The sequence below is a fragment of the Thioclava atlantica genome (assembly GCF_000737065.1).
GTDB lineage: Bacteria > Pseudomonadota > Alphaproteobacteria > Rhodobacterales > Rhodobacteraceae > Thioclava > Thioclava atlantica.
In genome coordinates, this window is record NZ_AQRC01000004.1 from 251,522 (window position 1) to 269,364 (window position 17,843).

The 17,843-nt window shown below is 65.7% G+C and carries 15 protein-coding genes; 8 read left to right on the forward strand and 7 right to left on the reverse strand.

The features are described from left to right. Positions 1 to 30: 30 nt before the first annotated feature. The gene (locus DW2_RS07270) at positions 31 to 921 is read right to left on the reverse strand and encodes a lysophospholipid acyltransferase family protein (RefSeq protein WP_238321281.1); all 891 of its coding nucleotides are present in this window, start codon (positions 919 to 921) and stop codon (positions 31 to 33) included. An 89-nt stretch (positions 922 to 1,010) separates the two neighbouring features. Then, positions 1,011 to 4,421, reverse strand: a complete 3,411-nt coding sequence (locus tag DW2_RS07275) for an indolepyruvate ferredoxin oxidoreductase family protein (RefSeq protein WP_038144982.1) — start codon at positions 4,419 to 4,421, stop codon at positions 1,011 to 1,013. Positions 4,422 to 4,578: 157 nt separating this feature from the next. On the opposite strand from DW2_RS07275, the gene DW2_RS07280 reads away from it, so the two are divergent. The 7 genes from DW2_RS07280 to DW2_RS07310 all read left to right on the forward strand — a co-directional run bounded on the left by DW2_RS07280 (position 4,579) and on the right by DW2_RS07310 (position 13,064). Beyond that, positions 4,579 to 5,481, forward strand: coding sequence for a LysR family transcriptional regulator (locus tag DW2_RS07280; protein ID WP_038144984.1), 903 nt, complete (start codon positions 4,579 to 4,581; stop codon positions 5,479 to 5,481). A gap of 404 nt (positions 5,482 to 5,885) precedes the next feature. Then, positions 5,886 to 6,479: a hypothetical protein gene (locus tag DW2_RS07285; RefSeq protein ID WP_038144985.1), complete on the forward strand. Its 594-nt coding sequence runs from the start codon at positions 5,886 to 5,888 to the stop codon at positions 6,477 to 6,479. A 137-nt stretch (positions 6,480 to 6,616) separates the two neighbouring features. Further along, positions 6,617 to 8,779, forward strand: a complete 2,163-nt coding sequence (gene purL / locus DW2_RS07290) for a phosphoribosylformylglycinamidine synthase subunit PurL (RefSeq protein ID WP_038144986.1) — start codon at positions 6,617 to 6,619, stop codon at positions 8,777 to 8,779. Between the two features lie 141 nt (positions 8,780 to 8,920). Next, positions 8,921 to 9,163, forward strand: coding sequence for a BolA/IbaG family iron-sulfur metabolism protein (locus DW2_RS07295; protein ID WP_038144987.1), 243 nt, complete (start codon positions 8,921 to 8,923; stop codon positions 9,161 to 9,163). A gap of 43 nt (positions 9,164 to 9,206) precedes the next feature. Then, complete coding sequence (gene grxD, locus DW2_RS07300; RefSeq protein WP_038144988.1) at positions 9,207 to 9,566, forward strand: Grx4 family monothiol glutaredoxin; 360 nt, start codon at positions 9,207 to 9,209, stop codon at positions 9,564 to 9,566. 182 nt (positions 9,567 to 9,748) lie between these two features. Beyond that, on the forward strand, positions 9,749 to 10,717 hold the full coding sequence (gene deoC, locus DW2_RS07305; protein ID WP_038144989.1) for a deoxyribose-phosphate aldolase: 969 nt from the start codon (positions 9,749 to 9,751) through the stop codon (positions 10,715 to 10,717). Positions 10,718 to 10,724: 7 nt separating this feature from the next. Beyond that, positions 10,725 to 13,064 (forward strand): aldehyde dehydrogenase family protein, encoded by a 2,340-nt coding sequence (locus DW2_RS07310; protein WP_038144990.1) that lies wholly within the window; start codon positions 10,725 to 10,727, stop codon positions 13,062 to 13,064. A gap of 189 nt (positions 13,065 to 13,253) precedes the next feature. On the opposite strand, the gene DW2_RS07315 is transcribed toward DW2_RS07310, so the two are convergent. The 3 genes from DW2_RS07315 to DW2_RS07325 form a co-directional block, all read right to left on the reverse strand. Next, complete coding sequence (locus DW2_RS07315) at positions 13,254 to 13,877, reverse strand: DUF1523 family protein (RefSeq protein ID WP_038144991.1); 624 nt, start codon at positions 13,875 to 13,877, stop codon at positions 13,254 to 13,256. Between the two features lie 7 nt (positions 13,878 to 13,884). Beyond that, positions 13,885 to 14,163 carry a hypothetical protein gene (locus DW2_RS07320; RefSeq protein ID WP_038144992.1) on the reverse strand — a complete coding sequence of 93 codons (279 nt, stop codon included), beginning with the start codon at positions 14,161 to 14,163 and terminating at the stop codon, positions 13,885 to 13,887. 106 nt (positions 14,164 to 14,269) lie between these two features. Next, positions 14,270 to 14,575 (reverse strand): hypothetical protein, encoded by a 306-nt coding sequence (locus DW2_RS07325; protein WP_038144994.1) that lies wholly within the window; start codon positions 14,573 to 14,575, stop codon positions 14,270 to 14,272. 119 nt (positions 14,576 to 14,694) lie between these two features. On the opposite strand from DW2_RS07325, the gene DW2_RS07330 reads away from it, so the two are divergent. Beyond that, positions 14,695 to 15,975, forward strand: a complete 1,281-nt coding sequence (locus tag DW2_RS07330; RefSeq protein ID WP_038144996.1) for an acetylornithine deacetylase/succinyl-diaminopimelate desuccinylase family protein — start codon at positions 14,695 to 14,697, stop codon at positions 15,973 to 15,975. Between the two features lie 142 nt (positions 15,976 to 16,117). Here DW2_RS07330 and panC read toward each other — a convergent pair whose 3' ends face one another. Both panC and panB read right to left on the reverse strand, forming a co-directional pair. Beyond that, positions 16,118 to 16,957: a pantoate--beta-alanine ligase gene (gene panC, locus DW2_RS07335; RefSeq protein ID WP_038144998.1), complete on the reverse strand. Its 840-nt coding sequence runs from the start codon at positions 16,955 to 16,957 to the stop codon at positions 16,118 to 16,120. Continuing rightward, positions 16,954 to 17,778 (reverse strand): 3-methyl-2-oxobutanoate hydroxymethyltransferase, encoded by an 825-nt coding sequence (gene panB / locus DW2_RS07340; protein ID WP_038145000.1) that lies wholly within the window; start codon positions 17,776 to 17,778, stop codon positions 16,954 to 16,956. Before panB ends, panC begins: the two co-directional genes overlap by 4 nt. Between the last annotated feature and the right edge of the window lie 65 nt (positions 17,779 to 17,843).

The following is a 17,843-nucleotide window of genomic DNA, read 5'->3' on the forward strand; positions in this document are numbered from 1 at the left end:
CCCTCGCCCCTGCGGGTCCGAGCGGGCCCGTCAGTTCCTGTATTTCGCCTCGAACTCGAAGCCATATCCGTATGACTTCAATGGAGTCGGCGACAAGTCATACGTCGCCCGGCGCAGGAAATCCATCATCTGTTTCGGGCTCTCGCGCAGCGGTGCCAGTTGCGCTTGCGCGATCGGCTGGCCGATCACCAGACGCAGCGGATTGCGCGCCTGCGCCTTGAACTCGCGGATCATCAGCCCCATTCGCAGGCTGTAATGCAGATGGCTCGCGAGCTGGAAGAGGCGGCTGTTATGCCCCTCGAAGAAAACCGGGAGCACCACCGCATCCGAGCGCGCGATCATCTTGGCGGTGAAATTGCGCCAGCCCGGATCCATCGGCGCCCCGAAAGGCGTTGCCGCGGTCGAGACGGTGCCGCCGGGAAAGACGCCGATCGCCCCGCCCTCGTCAAGAAACCGCAGGGCCTCGGCCCGGGTGCGCAGATTGGCCTTCACCGCCTCCTTCGTCTCGGAGAAATCCACCGGCAGGATGATCCGGTCGATCTCGGGCGCACGCTTGAAAACGTTATGCGCCAGGATGCGGAATTCATCGCGCCGCCGCGCCATCACCAACCCCATCACCAGCCCGTCGAGAATGCCATAGGGGTGGTTCGCGATCACGATGAGCGGCCCGGTGGACGGAATGTCCTCCAGGCAACCGCCCGCGAGCTCGAGCTCGAGCCCGTAGCGCGATGCCATCACCTCCCAGAAATCCGCACCATGCGCGATTTCGCGTTCATAGCCCCGTGCGCGCCGGATCAGCCCGAGCCGTCCGGTCGCGTTCTCCATCGCGCGGATCAGGAACCGGGCCCCGCGCGAGCGTGCCGACCAGGCATAGGAGATTTCCTGCGTCGCATGGCGGGGAGCCATCGGGTCTGCGGTCATGTCGCACCTCGGGCATGGGCTGGGAGCATGGGCTGGATCTGATTTTTCCAGCGCCATGTCACGAGGATGCGACAGCGATGTGACAGCCCTCACTCGGCGGCGATCTTCTGCGGGCTTCCGCCGTGACGAAACGCCGCCAGCAATTCCTCGCGCCGCTTCGCCGCGACCTTCTCCGCCTCCGCCTTGACCGGGCCGAAGCCGCGGATGCTCAACGGAAGCTCAGCGAGTTCGCGGGCGATTTCCATCGTCTCGGGGCCGACATTCAGCAGCACTTCGGCCATGTCGGCCTCGTATTGCTTGATGAGCGCGCGCTCCATCTGGCGCTCCGCCGAATAACCGAAGATATCGAGCGGCGTGCCACGCAGGCCCTTGAGCTTGGCGAGGACCCGGAAACCGCGCTCCATTGCGGGGCCGAATTCCCGCTTCTTCGGGCGTCCGTCGCTGCCCATCCGCGTCAGGATCGGCGGCGCGAGGTGGAAGCGCATTTCGAAATCGCCGTCGAATTCGGCCCGCGCCTTCGCAGCCGTTTCCAGATGCAGCCGCGCGACCTCGTATTCGTCCTTGTAGGCCAGGAGCTTGTGATAGCCCTTCGCCACCGATCCGCGCAGCTCCGCCGGCGCGCTGTCCACCAAGTTGCGGAAGCGCTTGGCAAGCCGGGCATTCTGGTATTCGACCAGATGGGCCGCGCGATAGTCGACCGGATCGACCGGCGCCTTGACCCCATCCGCATCGAGCGCCTTAGCGGCCTCCTGGGGGAAGGCCATCGCCCAGCGACCCAATTCGAAGGCCCGCTTGTTCTCCTCGGGTTTCGCCCCGTTGAGCTCGATCGCGCGGAAGATCGCCTCGTGGCTCAGCGGCACGAAGCCCTGCTGCCACGCAGCCCCCAGAACGACCATGTTCGAATAGATCGAGTCGCCCAGCATCTTGCGCGCAAGTTCCGAAGTATCGACGAAGGCGACCCGCTCCTTGAGCCGCGCCTCGAGGCTGAGCTTGAGCTGCTCGCCCGGCAGGCGGAAATCGCGGTTGCGGGTGAAATCTCCGGTGACGATCTCATGGCTGTTGACCACTGCGCCGGTGCGGCCCGTCGTCATCAGCCCGAGCGTCTTCGCGCCCGCCGAGACAACCAGATCGCCCCCGATCACGCAATCCGCCTCGCCCACGGCCACGCGGATCGCCGAGATGTCCTCGGGCTTGTTCGCGATGCGCAGGTGGATATGGACCGCCCCGCCCTTCTGGGCGAGCCCCGCCATCTCCATCATGCCCGCGCCCTTGCCGTCGACATGGGCGGCCATGGCCAGCACCGCGCCGACCGTCACGACGCCCGTGCCGCCGACACCGGTGATCACCACGTTATGGGTGCCCTGGATCTCGGGCAGCGCGGGGTCCGGCAGATCCGGCAGATCGAGCGCCTGCGCCTCGGCCTTGCGGATCTTCGCCCCTTTCAGCGTCACGAAGCTCGGGCAGAACCCGTCGAGGCAGCGGAAATCCTTGTTGCACGACGACTGGTCGATCGCGCGCTTGGTGCCCAGCTCGGTCTCGATCGGCACGATCGAGACGCAGTTCGACTGGACCCCGCAATCGCCGCAGCCCTCGCAGATATCGGTATTGATGAAGACGCGCTTGTCCGGGTCGGGGAACTGGCCCCGCTTGCGGCGGCGGCGTTTCTCGGCCGCGCAGGTCTGGATGTAGATGATCGCCGAGACGCCCTTGGTCTTGGCAAGCCGCTTCTGCACGGCCATCAGCTCGGACCGCTCGACCTTCTCGATCCCGGACGGGAAGCCCGAGAAGTCGATCTCTTCCTTCTCGTCATAGACCACGACCACGGGTTTCACGCCCATCGCCACGATCTCGGCGGCGATCTGCTGGGCGGTCAGCCCCCCCTCGTTCTGCTGCCCGCCGGTCATCGCAACCGCGTCGTTGAACAGGATCTTGTAGGTGATGTTCGTCCCCGCCGCCAAGGCCGCGCGGATCGCAAGACTGCCGGAATGGTTGTAGGTGCCGTCGCCGAGGTTCTGGAACATGTGCTCGCGCTTCGAGAACGGAGCCTCGCCGACCCAGTTCACGCCCTCACCGCCCATATGGGTGAAGCCTTCGGTGTTCCGCCCCATCCACTGCACCATGTAGTGGCAGCCGATCCCGGCATAGGCGCGCTCGCCTTCGGGCACCTTGGTCGAGCTGTTATGCGGGCAGCCCGAGCAATACCAGGGCGTGCGGGTCGCGATCTCGGGCGCGTTGTCGGCACGCTGCGCGGCCTCGATCTTCGAGAGCCCGGCGCGGATGCTGTCGGTATCGCGCCCCTCCTCGATGAAGATCTCGCCGAGCTTGCGCGCGATCATCACCGGATCGAGCGCGTAGCGGGTCGGGAACAGCTCGACCTGCCGTCCATGCTCCCAAGTGTCGCCCTTGTGCCAGCCATAGACGCGCCGGCCGCGGCGGTCGTCGAAGATCGCCTCCTTGACCTGCACCTCGATCAGCTTGCGCTTCTCCTCGACGACGATGACCAGTTCGAGCCCCTCGGCCCATTCGTGGAACGAGGTCATGTCGAGCGGCCAGGTCTGGCCGACCTTGTAGGTGGTGATCCCGAGCCGCTCCGCTTCCGCCTCGTCGATACCGAGCAGGCTCAGCGCGTGGCTCAGATCGAGCCAGTTCTTGCCGGCGGCGACCAGCCCGATCTTCGCGCCCGGCTTGCCCCAGACACGATTGTCGATGCGGTTCGCGCGGGCGAAGGCCTCGGCCGCGAAGCGCTTGAAGTCGATCATCCGCGCCTCTTGCGCGACAGGCGTGTCGCCGAGCCGGATGTTGAGCCCACCCTCGGGCATCGCGAATTCGGGCGTCACGAATTGCAGACGATGGGGGTCGCCATCGACGACGGCGGTCGCCTCGACCGTGTCCTTCATCGTCTTCAGGCCGACCCAGACGCCCGCGAAACGGCTCAGCGCATAGCCGTAGAGCCCGAAATCGAGAATTTCCTGCACGCCAGCGGGGGAGAGCACCGGGATATAGGCATCGACCATCGCCCAGTCCGACTGGTGCAGCACGGTCGAGCTTTCCCCCGTATGGTCGTCGCCCATCGCCATCAGCACGCCGCCATGCGCAGACGTCCCGGCCATGTTCGCATGGCGCATCACGTCGCCCGAGCGGTCCACGCCCGGGCCCTTGCCGTACCAGAGGCCGAACACGCCGTCATATTTGCCTTCGCCGCGCAGCTCGGCCTGCTGGCTGCCCCAGAGCGCGGTCGCCGCGAGGTCCTCGTTGAGCCCCGGCTCGAAGCGGACCCCCGAGGCGTCGAGCAGTTTCCGCGCCCGCGCCATCTGGAGATCGACCGCGCCGAGCGGGCTGCCACGATAGCCGGTCACGTACCCGGCCGTGTTCAGCCCCGCCGCCTTGTCGCGTGCGGCCTGCGCCAGAACCAGACGCACCAGCGCCTGCGTTCCGTTGAGCAAAACCGGAGATTTCGTAAGGTCAAATCGATCCGCGAGGGATATTTCCTGCCTTCCCATTGAGCACCTCCCCTTGCTATTTGGGCATAGGACAATGGTAGGTCACAATCGCTGACCTAGAAAGCGGAAAATTATCACAAAGCGGTTTCTTAAATTAGGTAGATTAATATAAAGAAACTTACGCGATACCAGCGCGCACAAACCGAAAGTGACCGGGATGGATTGGGACAAGCTCAGAATATTTCATGCAGTGGCCGATGCCGGCTCGCTGACCCATGCCGGCGATGCGCTGCACCTGTCTCAATCTGCCGTGAGCAGGCAGATCAGGGCCCTCGAAGAGGGGCTCGGAACGACCCTTTTCCACCGCCATGCCCGCGGACTGATTCTCACCGAACAGGGGGAGCTTCTGTTCGAAGCGACCTCCGCGATGGCGAAAAAGCTCGAAAGCGCCTCGGCACGGATCCGCGACAGCGAAGAGGAAGTCTTCGGCGAGTTGCGCGTCACCACGACCACCGGCTTCGGCACGCTCTGGCTCGCGCCGCGCCTGACCAAGCTCTATGACAGGTACCCGGATCTGAAGATCGACCTCATGCTCGAGGAGCGTGTGCTCGACCTTCCGATGCGCGAGGCCGATGTCGCGATCCGGATGAAAGAGCCCGCGCAGGCCGACCTGATCCGCAAACGGCTCCTGAACATCCGCATGCGCCTCTACGCGACGCCCGCCTATCTCGAGAAAGCGGGCGTTCCGCAGGAGATCGAGGATCTGCGCAAGCACCGGCTGATCTGCCAGACCCCGCGGTTCCCGCAGGTGCAGGCGGGGGCGCAGCTCGCGCGGCAGGTGCTCGCCTTCGACCAGTCCTCGACGCTGACGGTGAACAACTATTTCGGCGTGCTGCAGGCGGTGCTCAACAATATCGGGATCGGCATTCTGCCGGATTACCTCACCGCCGACTTCCCCGACATACAGCGCGTGCTGCCGGATCTCGAATCGGTCGAGGTGCCGGTCTTCCTCGCCTATCCCGAGGAGTTGCGCTCCTCGCGCCGCGTCACCGCGTTCCGGGACTTCATCCAGGAGGAAATCCTCGCCTATCGGCGCCATCAGGCAGGCGATTCAACCTGAGATTGCACCGCGGCATTACCGCAACGCATACCGGACATGTTGCGAGTGCAGCATGTTTGCCCTTGATGCGTTAACAAACTGCCCATAAATGAGGCGAGGAAGGCTAGGAGCGCTTTCGGGCGCATCACCTTCTACCTCCCTGTTGGACTTTGGCCGAGCTTCGTCTCGGCCTTTTTTTTATTTCGCGCCCCAGGAACCGCCCCCGAACGCAGAGCGAGTGCCCGACGCACCCTGAGCGCGTGCGCACGCTACGCTGCGAGCGCGATCCGGTTCAGTTTTTTCGCGCGGCTCGCGGTCACATTCTTTTCACTGAACAGATCCCCGGTGCGATCGGTTGAGCAGCCAGACGCCGCAATGGCGCAAACGGTTATGTGTCACGCCAATCGAAACGAAAGGAGTATGACATGACTGACAAGAAAATTCTCATCGCCGCCTCGACCCTCGTCGGCACCCTCGCCGCTGCAGGTTCGGCTTCCGCGCTCGATCTCGCGAAGATCCCGTCCACGAACGACAATAACGGTCAGTTCTACGGCATCGCCGACTACCGCAGCGGCATCGTTTCGCAAAAACAGACGTCGCAGGGCAATCCGCCGGTGCTGAGCGCCGCACGCGTGACGGCCGGGTCGGAGCAATACGGCCAGACCGACGTCAAGATGGGCAATGTCGATATGGCGGCCACCTCGAACGGCGCCGGCGCGATCCCGGCCGAGAACCAGCTGAAGGCCCATGCCGGCATCGCCGACAACAAGACCGAGGCACAGGTCGACGACCAGGTGGTCACCGCGGACAATGCCGCCGTGGGCAGGATCGAGAAGGTCGTTCCGAATGCGAAGACCGACACGGTCTATGTTCGCACCTCGAACACGCTCGACACCACGGTCTCGGTCTTCAAGATCGACGTCCCCAAAGGGGCCGTGCATGACGGCCAGGTCGATCTGAAGTGGAAGCTCTCGGAGCTGCTCGACGTTCTCGAGAAGCAGGTCGACATGCGCAGCTGATCGGCTGACAGGCCGCAAGACCGAACGCGGGGCCTCCGGGCCTCGCGTTTTTTATTGCCGCAACGTCCGGCAATACCTTTCCCCCTTGCGAGGATTGGCCTAATAGGTGCGCCAAACCCGCTGCCCGGAGGACCCGCATGAACGAGCCGCAGATCACGCCCGATCTCATCGCCGCACATGGACTGAAACCCGATGAGTATGATCGGATCCTCGAAATCATCGGCCGCGAACCCACTTTCACCGAGCTTGGCATCTTCTCGGCGATGTGGAACGAGCATTGTTCCTACAAGTCCTCGAAGAAATGGCTGCGCACCCTGCATACCAAGGGCGATCAGGTGATCTGCGGTCCGGGCGAGAACGCGGGCGTTGTGGATATCGGCGACGGGCAGGCCGTGGTCTTCAAGATGGAGAGCCACAACCACCCCTCCTATATCGAGCCCCACCAGGGCGCGGCGACCGGCGTCGGCGGCATCCTGCGCGACGTGTTCACGATGGGCGCGCGCCCGATCGCGGCGATGGACAGCCTGTCCTTCGGCATGCCCGACCACCCCAAGACCTCGCATATCGTGAAAGGCGTGGTCGAGGGCGTCGGCTCCTACGGCAACTGTTTCGGCGTGCCGAATGTGGGCGGCGAAGTCCGCTTCCACCCCTCTTATAACGGCAACTGCCTCGTGAACGCCTTCGCGGCGGGCCTCGCGGATGCCGACAAGATCTTCTACTCAGCGGCCTCGGGCATCGGCATGCCGGTGGTCTATCTCGGCGCCAAGACCGGCCGTGACGGTGTGGGCGGCGCGACGATGGCCTCGGCCGAGTTCGACGACACGATCGAGGAGAAGCGCCCCACCGTTCAGGTCGGCGACCCCTTCACCGAGAAATGCCTGCTCGAGGCCTGCCTCGAACTGATGCAGACCGGCGCGGTGATCTCGATCCAGGACATGGGCGCGGCGGGCCTGACCTGCTCGGCCGTCGAAATGGGCGACAAGGGCGGTCTGGGCGTCAAGCTGCAGCTCGACTCGGTGCCGCAGCGCGAAGTCGACATGACCGCCTACGAGATGATGCTCTCGGAAAGCCAGGAGCGGATGCTCATGGTGCTCAACCCCGAGAAGGAGGACGAGGCGCGGGCGATCTTCGAGAAATGGGATCTCGACTTCGCCATCGTCGGCGAAACCATCGCCGAGGACCGCTTCCTGATCATCCACGGCAACGAGGTGAAGGCGGATCTCCCGCTCTCGAAACTCTCCTCCGAAGCCCCCGAATATGACCGCCCCTGGGTCGAGACGCCCGCCGCCGGCGCCGCTCCCGAGCTGCCCGAAATCGGCGCGATCGACGCGCTCAGGGCGCTGATCGGCTCGCCCAACTATGCCGACAAGAGCTGGGTCTACGAGCAATACGACACGCAGGTGATGGGCGACACCGTGCGCCGCCCGGGTCTGGGCGCGGGCGTGGTGCGCGTACATGGCACCGAGAAGGCACTGGCCTTCACCGCCGACGTGACCCCGCGCTACGTCAAGGCGAACCCGTATCAAGGCGGCAAGCAGGCCGTGGCCGAGGCCTATCGCAACCTGACCGCGGTGGGCGCGAAGCCCCTCGCCACCACCGACAACCTGAACTTCGGCAACCCCGAGAAGCCCGAGATCATGGGCCAGTTCGTGGGTGCGATCAAAGGCATCGACGCGGCGGTGCGTGCGCTCGACATGCCGATCGTGTCGGGCAATGTCTCGCTCTACAACGAAACCGACGGCACCGGCATCCTGCCCACGCCCACGATCGGGGCCGTGGGCCTGCTCAACTCGCTCGACGAGCTGATCGCGGGCCTGCCGCAGGCGGGCGACGTGGCGATGGTGATCGGCGAGACCAACGGGCATCTCGCGCAGTCCGCGCTGGCCTTCGAGGCCTTCGGCATCGAGGCGGGTGACGCACCGGAGGTCGATCTTGAGGCCGAGAAACGCAACGGCGAGTTCCTGCGCGACAACCGCGCGCTGGTCAAAGGCGCGACCGACCTTGCCGATGGCGGGCTGGCACTGGCGGCCTTCGAGATGGCCGAGGCTGCCGGTATCGGCGTCACGCTCGATGCGGACGATATCGCGACGCTCTTCGGCGAGGATCAGGCCCGCTATCTGGTGGTCTGCTCCTTCGATCAGGCCGAGGCGCTGATGGTCGAGGCCCGCAAGGCCGAGGTGACGCTGACCACCGTCGGTCGCTTCGGCGGCGATACGGTGAGCTTCGGCTCCGACAGCGCGCCGCTCGCAGAGCTCTCGGACCTCTACCGCAGCGCATTCAAGGCCGCGGTCGAAGGCTGAACCGACCCGAGGGCGCGGCCCAATCGCGCCCTCTTTTCCTGCGCGCCACGCGTCGCGCCACGCGCGTCCCACGCCCCCCATCCCCTTGCGACTTGCCGTCCGGGGACCTAGATTTGCCCCAAAGGACGAGGAGCCCTATTTATGCCGATGGAAGCGCATGACATCGAAGCCCTGATCCGGGCGGAATTCCCCGATGCCAAGATCACGATCACCGACCTTGCGGGGGACGGCAACCATTGGGCAGCCGAGGTGATCGACGAGAGTTTCCGCGGCAAGAACCGCGTCCAGCAACAGCGCGCGGTCTATGCCGCGCTGAAGGGCGCGATGGACGGTCCGGACGGGGCGCTGCATGCGCTCGCGCTGACGACCAAAGCGCCCGATTGATGATGCACGCGCCCGAATTCAGGGCGCAGAAAGGACCTGAGCTATGAGCGCGCAAGACCAGATCAAACAGGACATCGCCGAGAACGACGTCGTTCTCTTCATGAAGGGCACCAAGGAGATGCCGCAATGCGGGTTCTCGAGCCGCGTCGCGGGCGTCCTGAACTTCATGGGCGTGACCTACAAGGATGTGAACGTGCTGGCCGATCAGGATATCCGCCAGGGCATCAAGGATTACTCGGACTGGCCGACCATTCCGCAGCTCTACGTCAAGGGCGAGTTCGTGGGCGGCTGCGACATCATCACCGAGATGACCCTTTCGGGTGAGCTCGACCAGCTCTTCGAGACCAAGGGCGTGACCTTCAACAAGGAAGCCGCCGAGCAGATCCGCGCCGCGAACGCCTGACACCGGCCTCTTTCGAAGCTTGTTCGACCCCGCCCCTGCCCGGGCGGGGTTTCCCATTTCGGACAGGCGGTGCAAGATGTCCGCGCGCATGCACGCGTTCCGCTGCGTCCGGTTTTGACCAAATGGTTGAATCGTGACCCGGCCTTCGCTAGCTTTCGGAAAGATTTTCAGTCGGACCCATCATGGCTTCCCCAACATCCCATCCCTCCGTGCCGCGCAATCCCGGCATGCCGCTCAACCTCTCCTGGTTTGACCGGATCGCCGTCAACACGCCCGCCGCGCAGAACCGCGCGGCCCAGCTGACCACCCGGCGCTCGCTCAAGAAGGAGTGGCAGGCGGCCTGGCTCGTGAACGCGATCCGCTGCATCGACCTCACGACGCTGGCAGGCGACGATACCGAAGCCCGCGTGGCCCGGCTTTGTGCCAAGGCCAAGCGGCCGCTGGCCGATCACATCCTCGACGGGCTCGGGCTCGATCATGTCCAGACCGGCGCGGTCTGCGTCTACCCGACGATGGTGCGCGCCGCGGTGCGTGCGCTCGACGGGACCGGCATCCCCGTCGCCTCGGTCGCGACGGGCTTCCCGGCGGGCCTGATGCCGATGAACCTGCGGCTGGCCGAAATCCTCTACGCCGTCGAGGAGGGCGCCGCCGAGATCGACATCGTCATCACCCGCGCCCATGTGCTCGAAGGCAACTGGCAGGCGCTCTACGACGAGATCGCCGCGATGCGCGAGGCCTGTGGCGACGCGCATCTCAAGGCGATCCTTGCGACGGGCGAGCTTGGCTCGCTGCGCAATGTCTACAAGGCCTCGATGGTCGCGATGCAGGCGGGCGCCGATTTCATCAAGACCTCGACCGGCAAGGAAGGCGTGAACGCCACCCTGCCCGTCAGCCTCACGATGGTCCGCGCACTGCGCGAATACGGCGCGCGCACGGGCTACAAGATCGGGTTCAAACCCGCAGGGGGCCTCAAGACCGCCAAGGACGCCCTCGCCTGGCAGATCCTGATGCGCGAGGAGATGGGCACCGAATGGCTCCAGCCGCACCTGTTCCGGATCGGCGCCTCCTCGCTTCTGGGCGATATCGAGCGTCAGCTCGAACACCATGTCACCGGGCGCTATGCGTCCTCGTCCCGCCACGCACTCGCCTGAGGGAAAGATGCCGACCGTGAAAGAGATCCTTGAGACGATGGATTATGGCCCCGCCCCTGAAAGCGCCTCGGAAGTGACCGCATGGTTGCAGGCGCGCGGGCGTTTCGGCCATTTCATCGATGGCAGCTTCACCGAGGCGGGAGAGACCTTCGTCTCCGAGAACCCCGCGACGGGCGAGGCTCTGGCGCAGATCACCCAAGGGACCACGAAGGATATCGAGGTCGCGGTGAAGGCCGCCCGCAAGGCCGCGCCGAAATGGGCCGGGCTGTCAGGCCATGAGCGGGCGAAATACCTCTACGCGATCGCGCGCCATCTGCAAAAACGCGCGCGCTTCCTCGCCGTGCTGGAGACGCTCGACAACGGCAAGCCGATCCGCGAGAGCCGCGACATCGACATCCCGCTCGCGATCCGCCATTTCTACCACCATGCGGGCTGGGCGGAACTCGTCGCCGAGGAATTCCCGAACCACGCGCCCCACGGCGTCTGCGGCCAGATCATCCCGTGGAACTTCCCGCTGCTGATGCTGGCCTGGAAGGTGGCGCCGGCTCTCGCCGCGGGCAACACGGTGGTCCTCAAGCCCGCCGAGTTCACCTCGCTCACCGCGCTGGCCTTCGCCGAGATCTGTGCCGAGATTGGCCTGCCCAACGGTGTGGTGAACATCGTGACCGGCGACGGAGCCACCGGCGCTGCGCTGGTCGACGCGGAGGTGGACAAGATCGCCTTCACCGGCTCCACCGAGGTCGGCCGGATCATCCGCCGCGCCACGGCGGGCACCGGCAAGGCCCTGACGCTGGAACTGGGCGGCAAGTCGCCCTTCATCGTCTTCCCCGATGCCGATCTCGACGCGGCCGTCGAAGGCGTGGTCGACGCGATCTGGTTCAATCAGGGCCAGGTCTGCTGCGCGGGCTCGCGCATCCTCGTCTCCGAGGCCGTTGCGCAGGAATTCACCGCCCGCCTTACCGCCCGGCTGGGCAAGCTGCGTGTCGGCGATCCGCTCGACAAATGCACCGATATGGGCGCGATCGTGCATCCGACCCAGCTCGCGCGGATCCGCGACCTGGTGGCGCAGGGTGAAGCCGCGGGCGCGACGCTGATCCAGCCCGAGACGCAACTTCCCGCGAAAGGCTCGTTCTTCGCGCCCGGCCTCCTGACCGGTGCCGAGCCTGCGAACCCCGCCAGCGTCGAGGAGATCTTCGGCCCCGTCGCCACGCTCACCACCTTCCGCACGCCCTCCGAGGCCGTGCAGCTCGCCAATACCACGCGCTATGGCCTCTCCGCCTCGATCTGGTCGGAAAACGTGACGCTCGCGATGGATATCGCCGCGCAGGTGAAGGCGGGCGTGGTCTGGATCAACTGCACCAACCAGTTTGACGCGGCCGCGGGCTTCGGCGGCATGCGCGAGAGCGGCTTCGGCCGCGAAGGCGGGCGCGAAGGGATGCTGGCCTATCTCAAGGTGCCGGAGCCGAAGAGAAAGCCCGAGACCAAGGCCACGGATTTCACGGCCCGGCCCTCGCCCGAGACGCCAAGCGCCGCCGCGATCGACCGCACGCCGAAGCTCTATATCGGCGGCAAGCAGACCCGGCCCGACAGCGGGCAAAGCTACACGATCGCCGTGAAGGGTCGCGAGCTGGGCCTCGCGCCGCTGGGGTCGCGCAAGGATATCCGCAACGCCGTGGAGGCCGCGCACAAGGCCTCCGGCTGGGGCAAGCAGACCGGCCATAACCGTGCGCAGGTGCTCTATTACATCGCCGAGAATCTAGCGGTGCGGGCAGAGGAATTCGCCGCACGGCTGAAAGAGGCCGGCCACGACCCGAAAGAGGCCGAGGCCACTGTGCGGCGTGCCTTCCACTACGCCGCCTGGGCGGACAAGTTCGACGGCGCGGTGAAATCGACGCAAAGCGCGAAGATCACCGTGGCGATGAACGAGCCCTGGGGCGTGATGGGCATCGCCTGCCCCGATGCCGCGCCGCTGCTGGGCTTCGCCTCGCTGGTTCTGCCCGCGATCGCGATGGGCAACCGCGTGGTGGCCGTCCCGGCCCAGTCGATGCCGCTTCTGGCGACCGATCTCTATCAGGTCTTCGACACGTCCGACCTGCCCAGCGGCGTGGTCAATATCGTCAGCGGTCCGCGCGACGAACTCGCGAAGACTCTGGCCCAGCACGATGACGTCGCCGCCATGTGGTATTGCGGCTCCGCCGAGGGCCGCGCCATGGTCGAGGCCGAAAGCGCGGGGAACCTGAAAGCAAGCTGGGTGATGGAAAACCGCGACTGGGCGGCCGCTCAGGGGCGCGAATTCCTGTCGCGCGCGACGCAGATCAAGACGATCTGGGTGCCTTACGGCGAGTAAGGGGGCGCTACCCCCTGCGTCGCCGGAGGATGATGATTGAAAGCCGAAGAGGGGGCTCTGCCCCCTCTGGCCTGCGGCCATTCACCCCCGGGATATTTCGTGCATTTGGAAGAGGCGCGGGTTGTTCTCCCCGCTCTGGTTCAAAACCTCCAAGAGGGCGCGCCAGACCTGCGGCCGGTCTCTTGTCACTCACTTTCGTCCGAAGAGCCGGTCGAACCAGTTCCTCGCACCCTCTCCCGCATCGTCCCAGGCGTCTTCCGCGTCTTCGAGAAGCGGGTCGATCGAGCGTTCGCGGAACTGCCGCCACATCGCCCGGATCGTGAGCACCACGAGCGCAAGCAGGGTTAGGATGATGATATTGGCCCATGGGATGATCCGCGCATCCGGGCCCGGCACGACTTTCATTCCCACCGCATTCGGATAGATCGTCAGCCAGCGCGAGCGCCAGCCATAGCGGGTGACCGAGACCCAGATCGGTTCCGCCTTGGTCGAGATGAGCGACTCCGCCTGCGCCTGAAGATCGGAACTGTCGAGCTTGAAATAGGGCGGCCAGCCCCAGCCGGTATCCTCGTTGCGAAACACCAGGGCCTTGCCGCTGGGCCGTACCGTGTTGATGAAACGCACATCGCGGCTCGTCGCGCTCGCGGTGCCGACATCGGGCGCGGCCCAGAAGAGCGAATTCTCGCCGAAATCGACGCGCCGCACTTCGGTGCCCACGACGCGCACGATGTCGTGGCGCGGCAGATCGTAGCTCAGGAAAACACCGACCACACCCACCAGCACCAGCCAGAAGCCCCATTTCAGGTATCGCATCTCACCCTCACGTGTAATTCATCAGGTAGACGACCAGCGCGATCAGCGTGATCGGCAGAATATAGACGAGCCAGATCAGCTTGCGCAGAAGGCTCTTTTCGTAGGCGCGCAACCCTTTCTCGACAAAGGCGTCGCGCGGGAGCTCGGCCCGACCCTCCGTGGCTGTCTCCTCCCAGTCCTCCTCGAGCGCCTCGCGCTTGAGCGAGCGCGCATAGATCCGCACCAGCCAGAACAGAAGCGTCAGGCCGATCAGCCCGAAGAGCACCAGTCGCGCCAAGCCCAGCATCCGATCCGCTCCCTATCGCCTCTCGCAAGACTACGCGACCGTGGGCTCCGGGCAAGAGCGGTGCGCCTCAGGCGCCCATCTCAGCTGCCCATCTCAGCCAACGTTCTCAGCTCTTGCGCGCCGCGATCGCCAGCCGGATCAGCTTGATCGCGATCGCCGAGGCCGCGACCGGCACCAGCGCCAGCACATAGGTGGCCGCGAACATCACCCGCGGAGAATACCCGTTATGGCACACGCCCTCTTCCATGAAATGCATCACGAAGCCCGCACCGCAGGATGTGCCCGTCATGTAGAAGGCCGGCACAAGCATCCCCACCGGCACCAGCGCAAGCAGTTTCGCCCATTCATATTTCGACAGCCAGCCGCCCACCGCGATGCAAAGCACCAGCGCGAAGCCCAGAAACAGGTTCATCTCGTCCCTCCTGCCCCGGCCGCCCCGCCGGGTTTGTCCCCCGCAATATCGCGGCAGAGCCACGAAAGCCATGCGTTTTCCGCTTGGAGAGCGGGTCGGGGCGGCGCTAGCGTGACCTCATGGACCTCGCCACCCGCCTCAAGCTCGAGATCGATCACCGCCGCGACGAGCTGTTCGCGCTGACCCGGGATCTGATCCGGATCCCGACGCTCAACCCGCCGGGGCGCAACTATCTCGAGATCTGCGAATGCCTTTCCGACCGGCTCGCCGCGCGCGGTTTCCAGACCGAGCTGATCCGCGCGCATGACGCGCCCGGCGACAGCGACCGCTTCCCGCGCTGGAACATGGTCGCGCGGTTCGAGGGCGCACGACCCGGCGACTGCGTGCATTTCAACTCGCATCACGACGTGGTCGCGGTCGGTCATGGCTGGACGCGCGATCCGTTCGGTGCCGAGATCGAGGGCGACCGGATCTATGGCCGCGGCGCCTGCGACATGAAAGGCGGGCTCGCGGCCTCCGTGATCGCCGTAGAGGCCTTCATCGCGGCCTGCCCCGATTTTGCCGGTGCGATCGAGATCTCGGCCACGGCGGATGAGGAAACCGGCGGCTATGGCGGGGTCGCCTATCTGGCAAGCCAGGGCCGCTTCGCGCCCGAACGCGTTCAGCATGTGATCATCCCCGAGCCCTTGCACAAGGACCAGATCTGCCTCGGCCATCGCGGCGTCTGGTGGGCCGAAATCGAGACGCAGGGAAGGATCGCCCATGGCTCGATGCCGTTTCTCGGCGATAGCGCGATCCGTCATATGGGCGCAGTGCTCGCCGAGATGGAGGAAACGCTCTACCCGCTCCTGGCCGGCAAGCGCACCGAGATGCCGGTGATCCCTGAAGGCGCGCGGGCCTCGACGCTGAACGTCAATTCGATCCATGGCGGCGAGCCGGAACAGGGGGCCGATTACACCGGACTTCCCGCCCCTTGCGTGGCCGATCGCTGCCGCATCGTGATCGACCGGCGGTTCCTGATCGAGGAGGAAATCGCGGAGGTGAAGGCGGAGATCACCGCGCTGATGGAGCGGGTGCGGGCGGGCCGACCCTCGTTCCGCTACGAGATCCGCGATCTCTTCGAGGTTCAGCCGACGATGACCGAACGTGACGCCCCGGTGGTTCGCTCAACCGCCGCTGCGATCGCGGCGGTTCTCGGCCGTGAGGCGCGTTACGTCGTCAGCCCCGGCACCTATGACCAGAAACATGTCGACCGGATCGGACGGCTGAAGAACTGCATCGCCTATGGTCCCGGGCTTCTGGAACTGGCCCACCAGCCCGATGAATGGGTAGGGATCGAGGACATGGCCGACAGCGCCCAGGTCATGGCGCTCGTGCTGGCGGACTTGCTGGGGAGATAGGGGGCGCGGCCCCCTCGGGCTTCGCCCTCACCCCCGGGATATTTCGGTCAAGAGGAAGACAGGATCGCGCCCTTTCCTCTTGATCCAAATATCCCGGGGGGATCTCCGAAGGAGATGGGGGCAGCGCCCCCGCCCCGGCATCTCACACCGCGATATTGTCGATCAGGCGCACATCGCCCAGCCAGAGCGCGGCGAGCATCCGCACGGGCTCGGAGAGGTCGGCGGCGGGGCGCAACCCCTCCACCGTGCGCAGTTCGAGATAGTCGATCGCACCGAAACCGGCCTCCGCCAGCGCGGCGCGCGCATCGTTGAGGGCGGCCTCGGCGGGCAGTCCCTCGCGGATCCGCGCCGCGGCGCCCTGCATCACCTCGTGAAGCCGCGGCGCGATCGCGCGGTGCGCGTCGCTCAGGCGGACATTGCGCGAGGACATCGCGAGCCCGTCCGCCTCGCGGATCGTCGGGCAGCCGATGATCCGCACCGGGATGTTGAGATCGCGCACGAGCCGCTGGACCACCTGCAATTGCTGCCAGTCCTTCTCGCCGAAGAAGGCGCGCCCGGCCTGCGTCATCCCGAAGAGCTTGGAGCATACCGTCGCCACCCCGTCGAAATGCCCGGGGCGGAAGGCGCCTTCGAGCGGCTCGGTGATCCCGGTGATCGACACCGTCGTCGCGAAGCCGTCGGGATAGACCTCGTCGACGCCAGGCGCGAAGAGGACATCCACCCCCTCGGCCTCGAGAAGCGCGAGATCATGAGCCTCGTCGCGCGGATATTTCTCGAGATCGGCGGGGTTGTTGAACTGCATCGGGTTGACGAAGACGGTCACGATCACCCGGTCGGATTGCTCGCGCGCGGCGCGGGCCAGGCTCAGATGGCCGTCATGCAGCGCGCCCATCGTCGGCACCACCCCGACGAGCATGCCCGACCGCTTCCACGCGGCGACCTTTTCGCGCAGCTCGGCCGCGGTGCGGATCACCTGCGTCATTTCTTCACCTCGTCGGCGAAGCTGTGTTCCGTCGCGGGGAAGGACCGCTCGCGCACCTCTGCCGCGTAATCGGCGACCGCCGCCTCGGCGGCGCGGCCCAGCTCGCCGAAACGCTTGACGAATTTCGGTTTGAAATCGGTAAAGAGGCCCAGCATGTCGTCGACAACCAGCACCTGTCCGTCGCATCCCGCGCCCGCGCCGATGCCGACGGTCGGGATCCCCACCTCGGCGGTGATCCGGTCGGCCAGCCCTTGCGGTACCTTTTCGAGCACCACCGCAAAGGCGCCCGCTTCGGCCACCGCCTGGGCGTCGGCCATCAGCCGGGCGCCATCCTCGCCGCGGCCCTGCACCTTGTAGCCGCCCAGCGTGTTCACCGATTGCGGCGTGAGCCCGATATGCGCCATCACCGGGATGCCACGGGCGACAAGAAACGCGATCGTCTCGGCCATATGCACCCCGCCCTCGAGCTTCACCGCCCCCGCGCCGGTCTCGCCCATCAGGCGCGCCGCGTTGCGAAACGCCTGAGCGGGGCTCTCCTCGTAGGAGCCGAAGGGCATGTCGATCACCATGAGCGCGTTCGAAAGCCCGCGCGCGACCGCCTGACCGTGCAGGATCATCATCTCCATCGTGACGCCCAGCGTCGAGGGCAGCCCGTGCAGGACCATGCCCACCGAGTCGCCCACCAGCACGAGGTCGCAATGCGGATCGACCAGCTTCGCGATCGGGGTGGTATAGGCGGTGAGGCAGACGATCGGAGCGCCCCCCTTCATCGCGAGAATGTCGGCGGGCATCTTCTGACGCGTCGTTCCGGTGGCGCTCATCGGGCATCCTCCTGATCTGCTTGGAGTGGACTCCTAGCTTCCCGAACGCCGCAAGGGAAGACAAG

Bases quoted from the DNA above. Each gene is read 5' to 3' on its own strand.
- DW2_RS07330 (WP_038144996.1), top strand. From the start codon at position 14,695: ATGGACCTCGCCACCCGCCTCAAGCTCGAGATCGATCACCGCCGCGAC.
- panC (WP_038144998.1), bottom strand. From the start codon at position 16,957: ATGACGCAGGTGATCCGCACCGCGGCCGAGCTGCGCGAAAAGGTCGCC.
- DW2_RS07270 (WP_238321281.1), bottom strand. From the start codon at position 921: ATGACCGCAGACCCGATGGCTCCCCGCCATGCGACGCAGGAAATCTCC.
- DW2_RS07325 (WP_038144994.1), bottom strand. From the start codon at position 14,575: ATGAACCTGTTTCTGGGCTTCGCGCTGGTGCTTTGCATCGCGGTGGGC.
- deoC (WP_038144989.1), top strand. From the start codon at position 9,749: ATGGCTTCCCCAACATCCCATCCCTCCGTGCCGCGCAATCCCGGCATG.
- panB (WP_038145000.1), bottom strand. From the start codon at position 17,778: ATGAGCGCCACCGGAACGACGCGTCAGAAGATGCCCGCCGACATTCTC.
- DW2_RS07320 (WP_038144992.1), bottom strand. From the start codon at position 14,163: ATGCTGGGCTTGGCGCGACTGGTGCTCTTCGGGCTGATCGGCCTGACG.
- DW2_RS07280 (WP_038144984.1), top strand. From the start codon at position 4,579: ATGGATTGGGACAAGCTCAGAATATTTCATGCAGTGGCCGATGCCGGC.
- DW2_RS07285 (WP_038144985.1), top strand. From the start codon at position 5,886: ATGACTGACAAGAAAATTCTCATCGCCGCCTCGACCCTCGTCGGCACC.
- DW2_RS07295 (WP_038144987.1), top strand. From the start codon at position 8,921: ATGCCGATGGAAGCGCATGACATCGAAGCCCTGATCCGGGCGGAATTC.
- purL (WP_038144986.1), top strand. From the start codon at position 6,617: ATGAACGAGCCGCAGATCACGCCCGATCTCATCGCCGCACATGGACTG.
- DW2_RS07275 (WP_038144982.1), bottom strand. From the start codon at position 4,421: ATGGGAAGGCAGGAAATATCCCTCGCGGATCGATTTGACCTTACGAAA.
- DW2_RS07315 (WP_038144991.1), bottom strand. From the start codon at position 13,877: ATGCGATACCTGAAATGGGGCTTCTGGCTGGTGCTGGTGGGTGTGGTC.
- grxD (WP_038144988.1), top strand. From the start codon at position 9,207: ATGAGCGCGCAAGACCAGATCAAACAGGACATCGCCGAGAACGACGTC.
- DW2_RS07310 (WP_038144990.1), top strand. From the start codon at position 10,725: ATGCCGACCGTGAAAGAGATCCTTGAGACGATGGATTATGGCCCCGCC.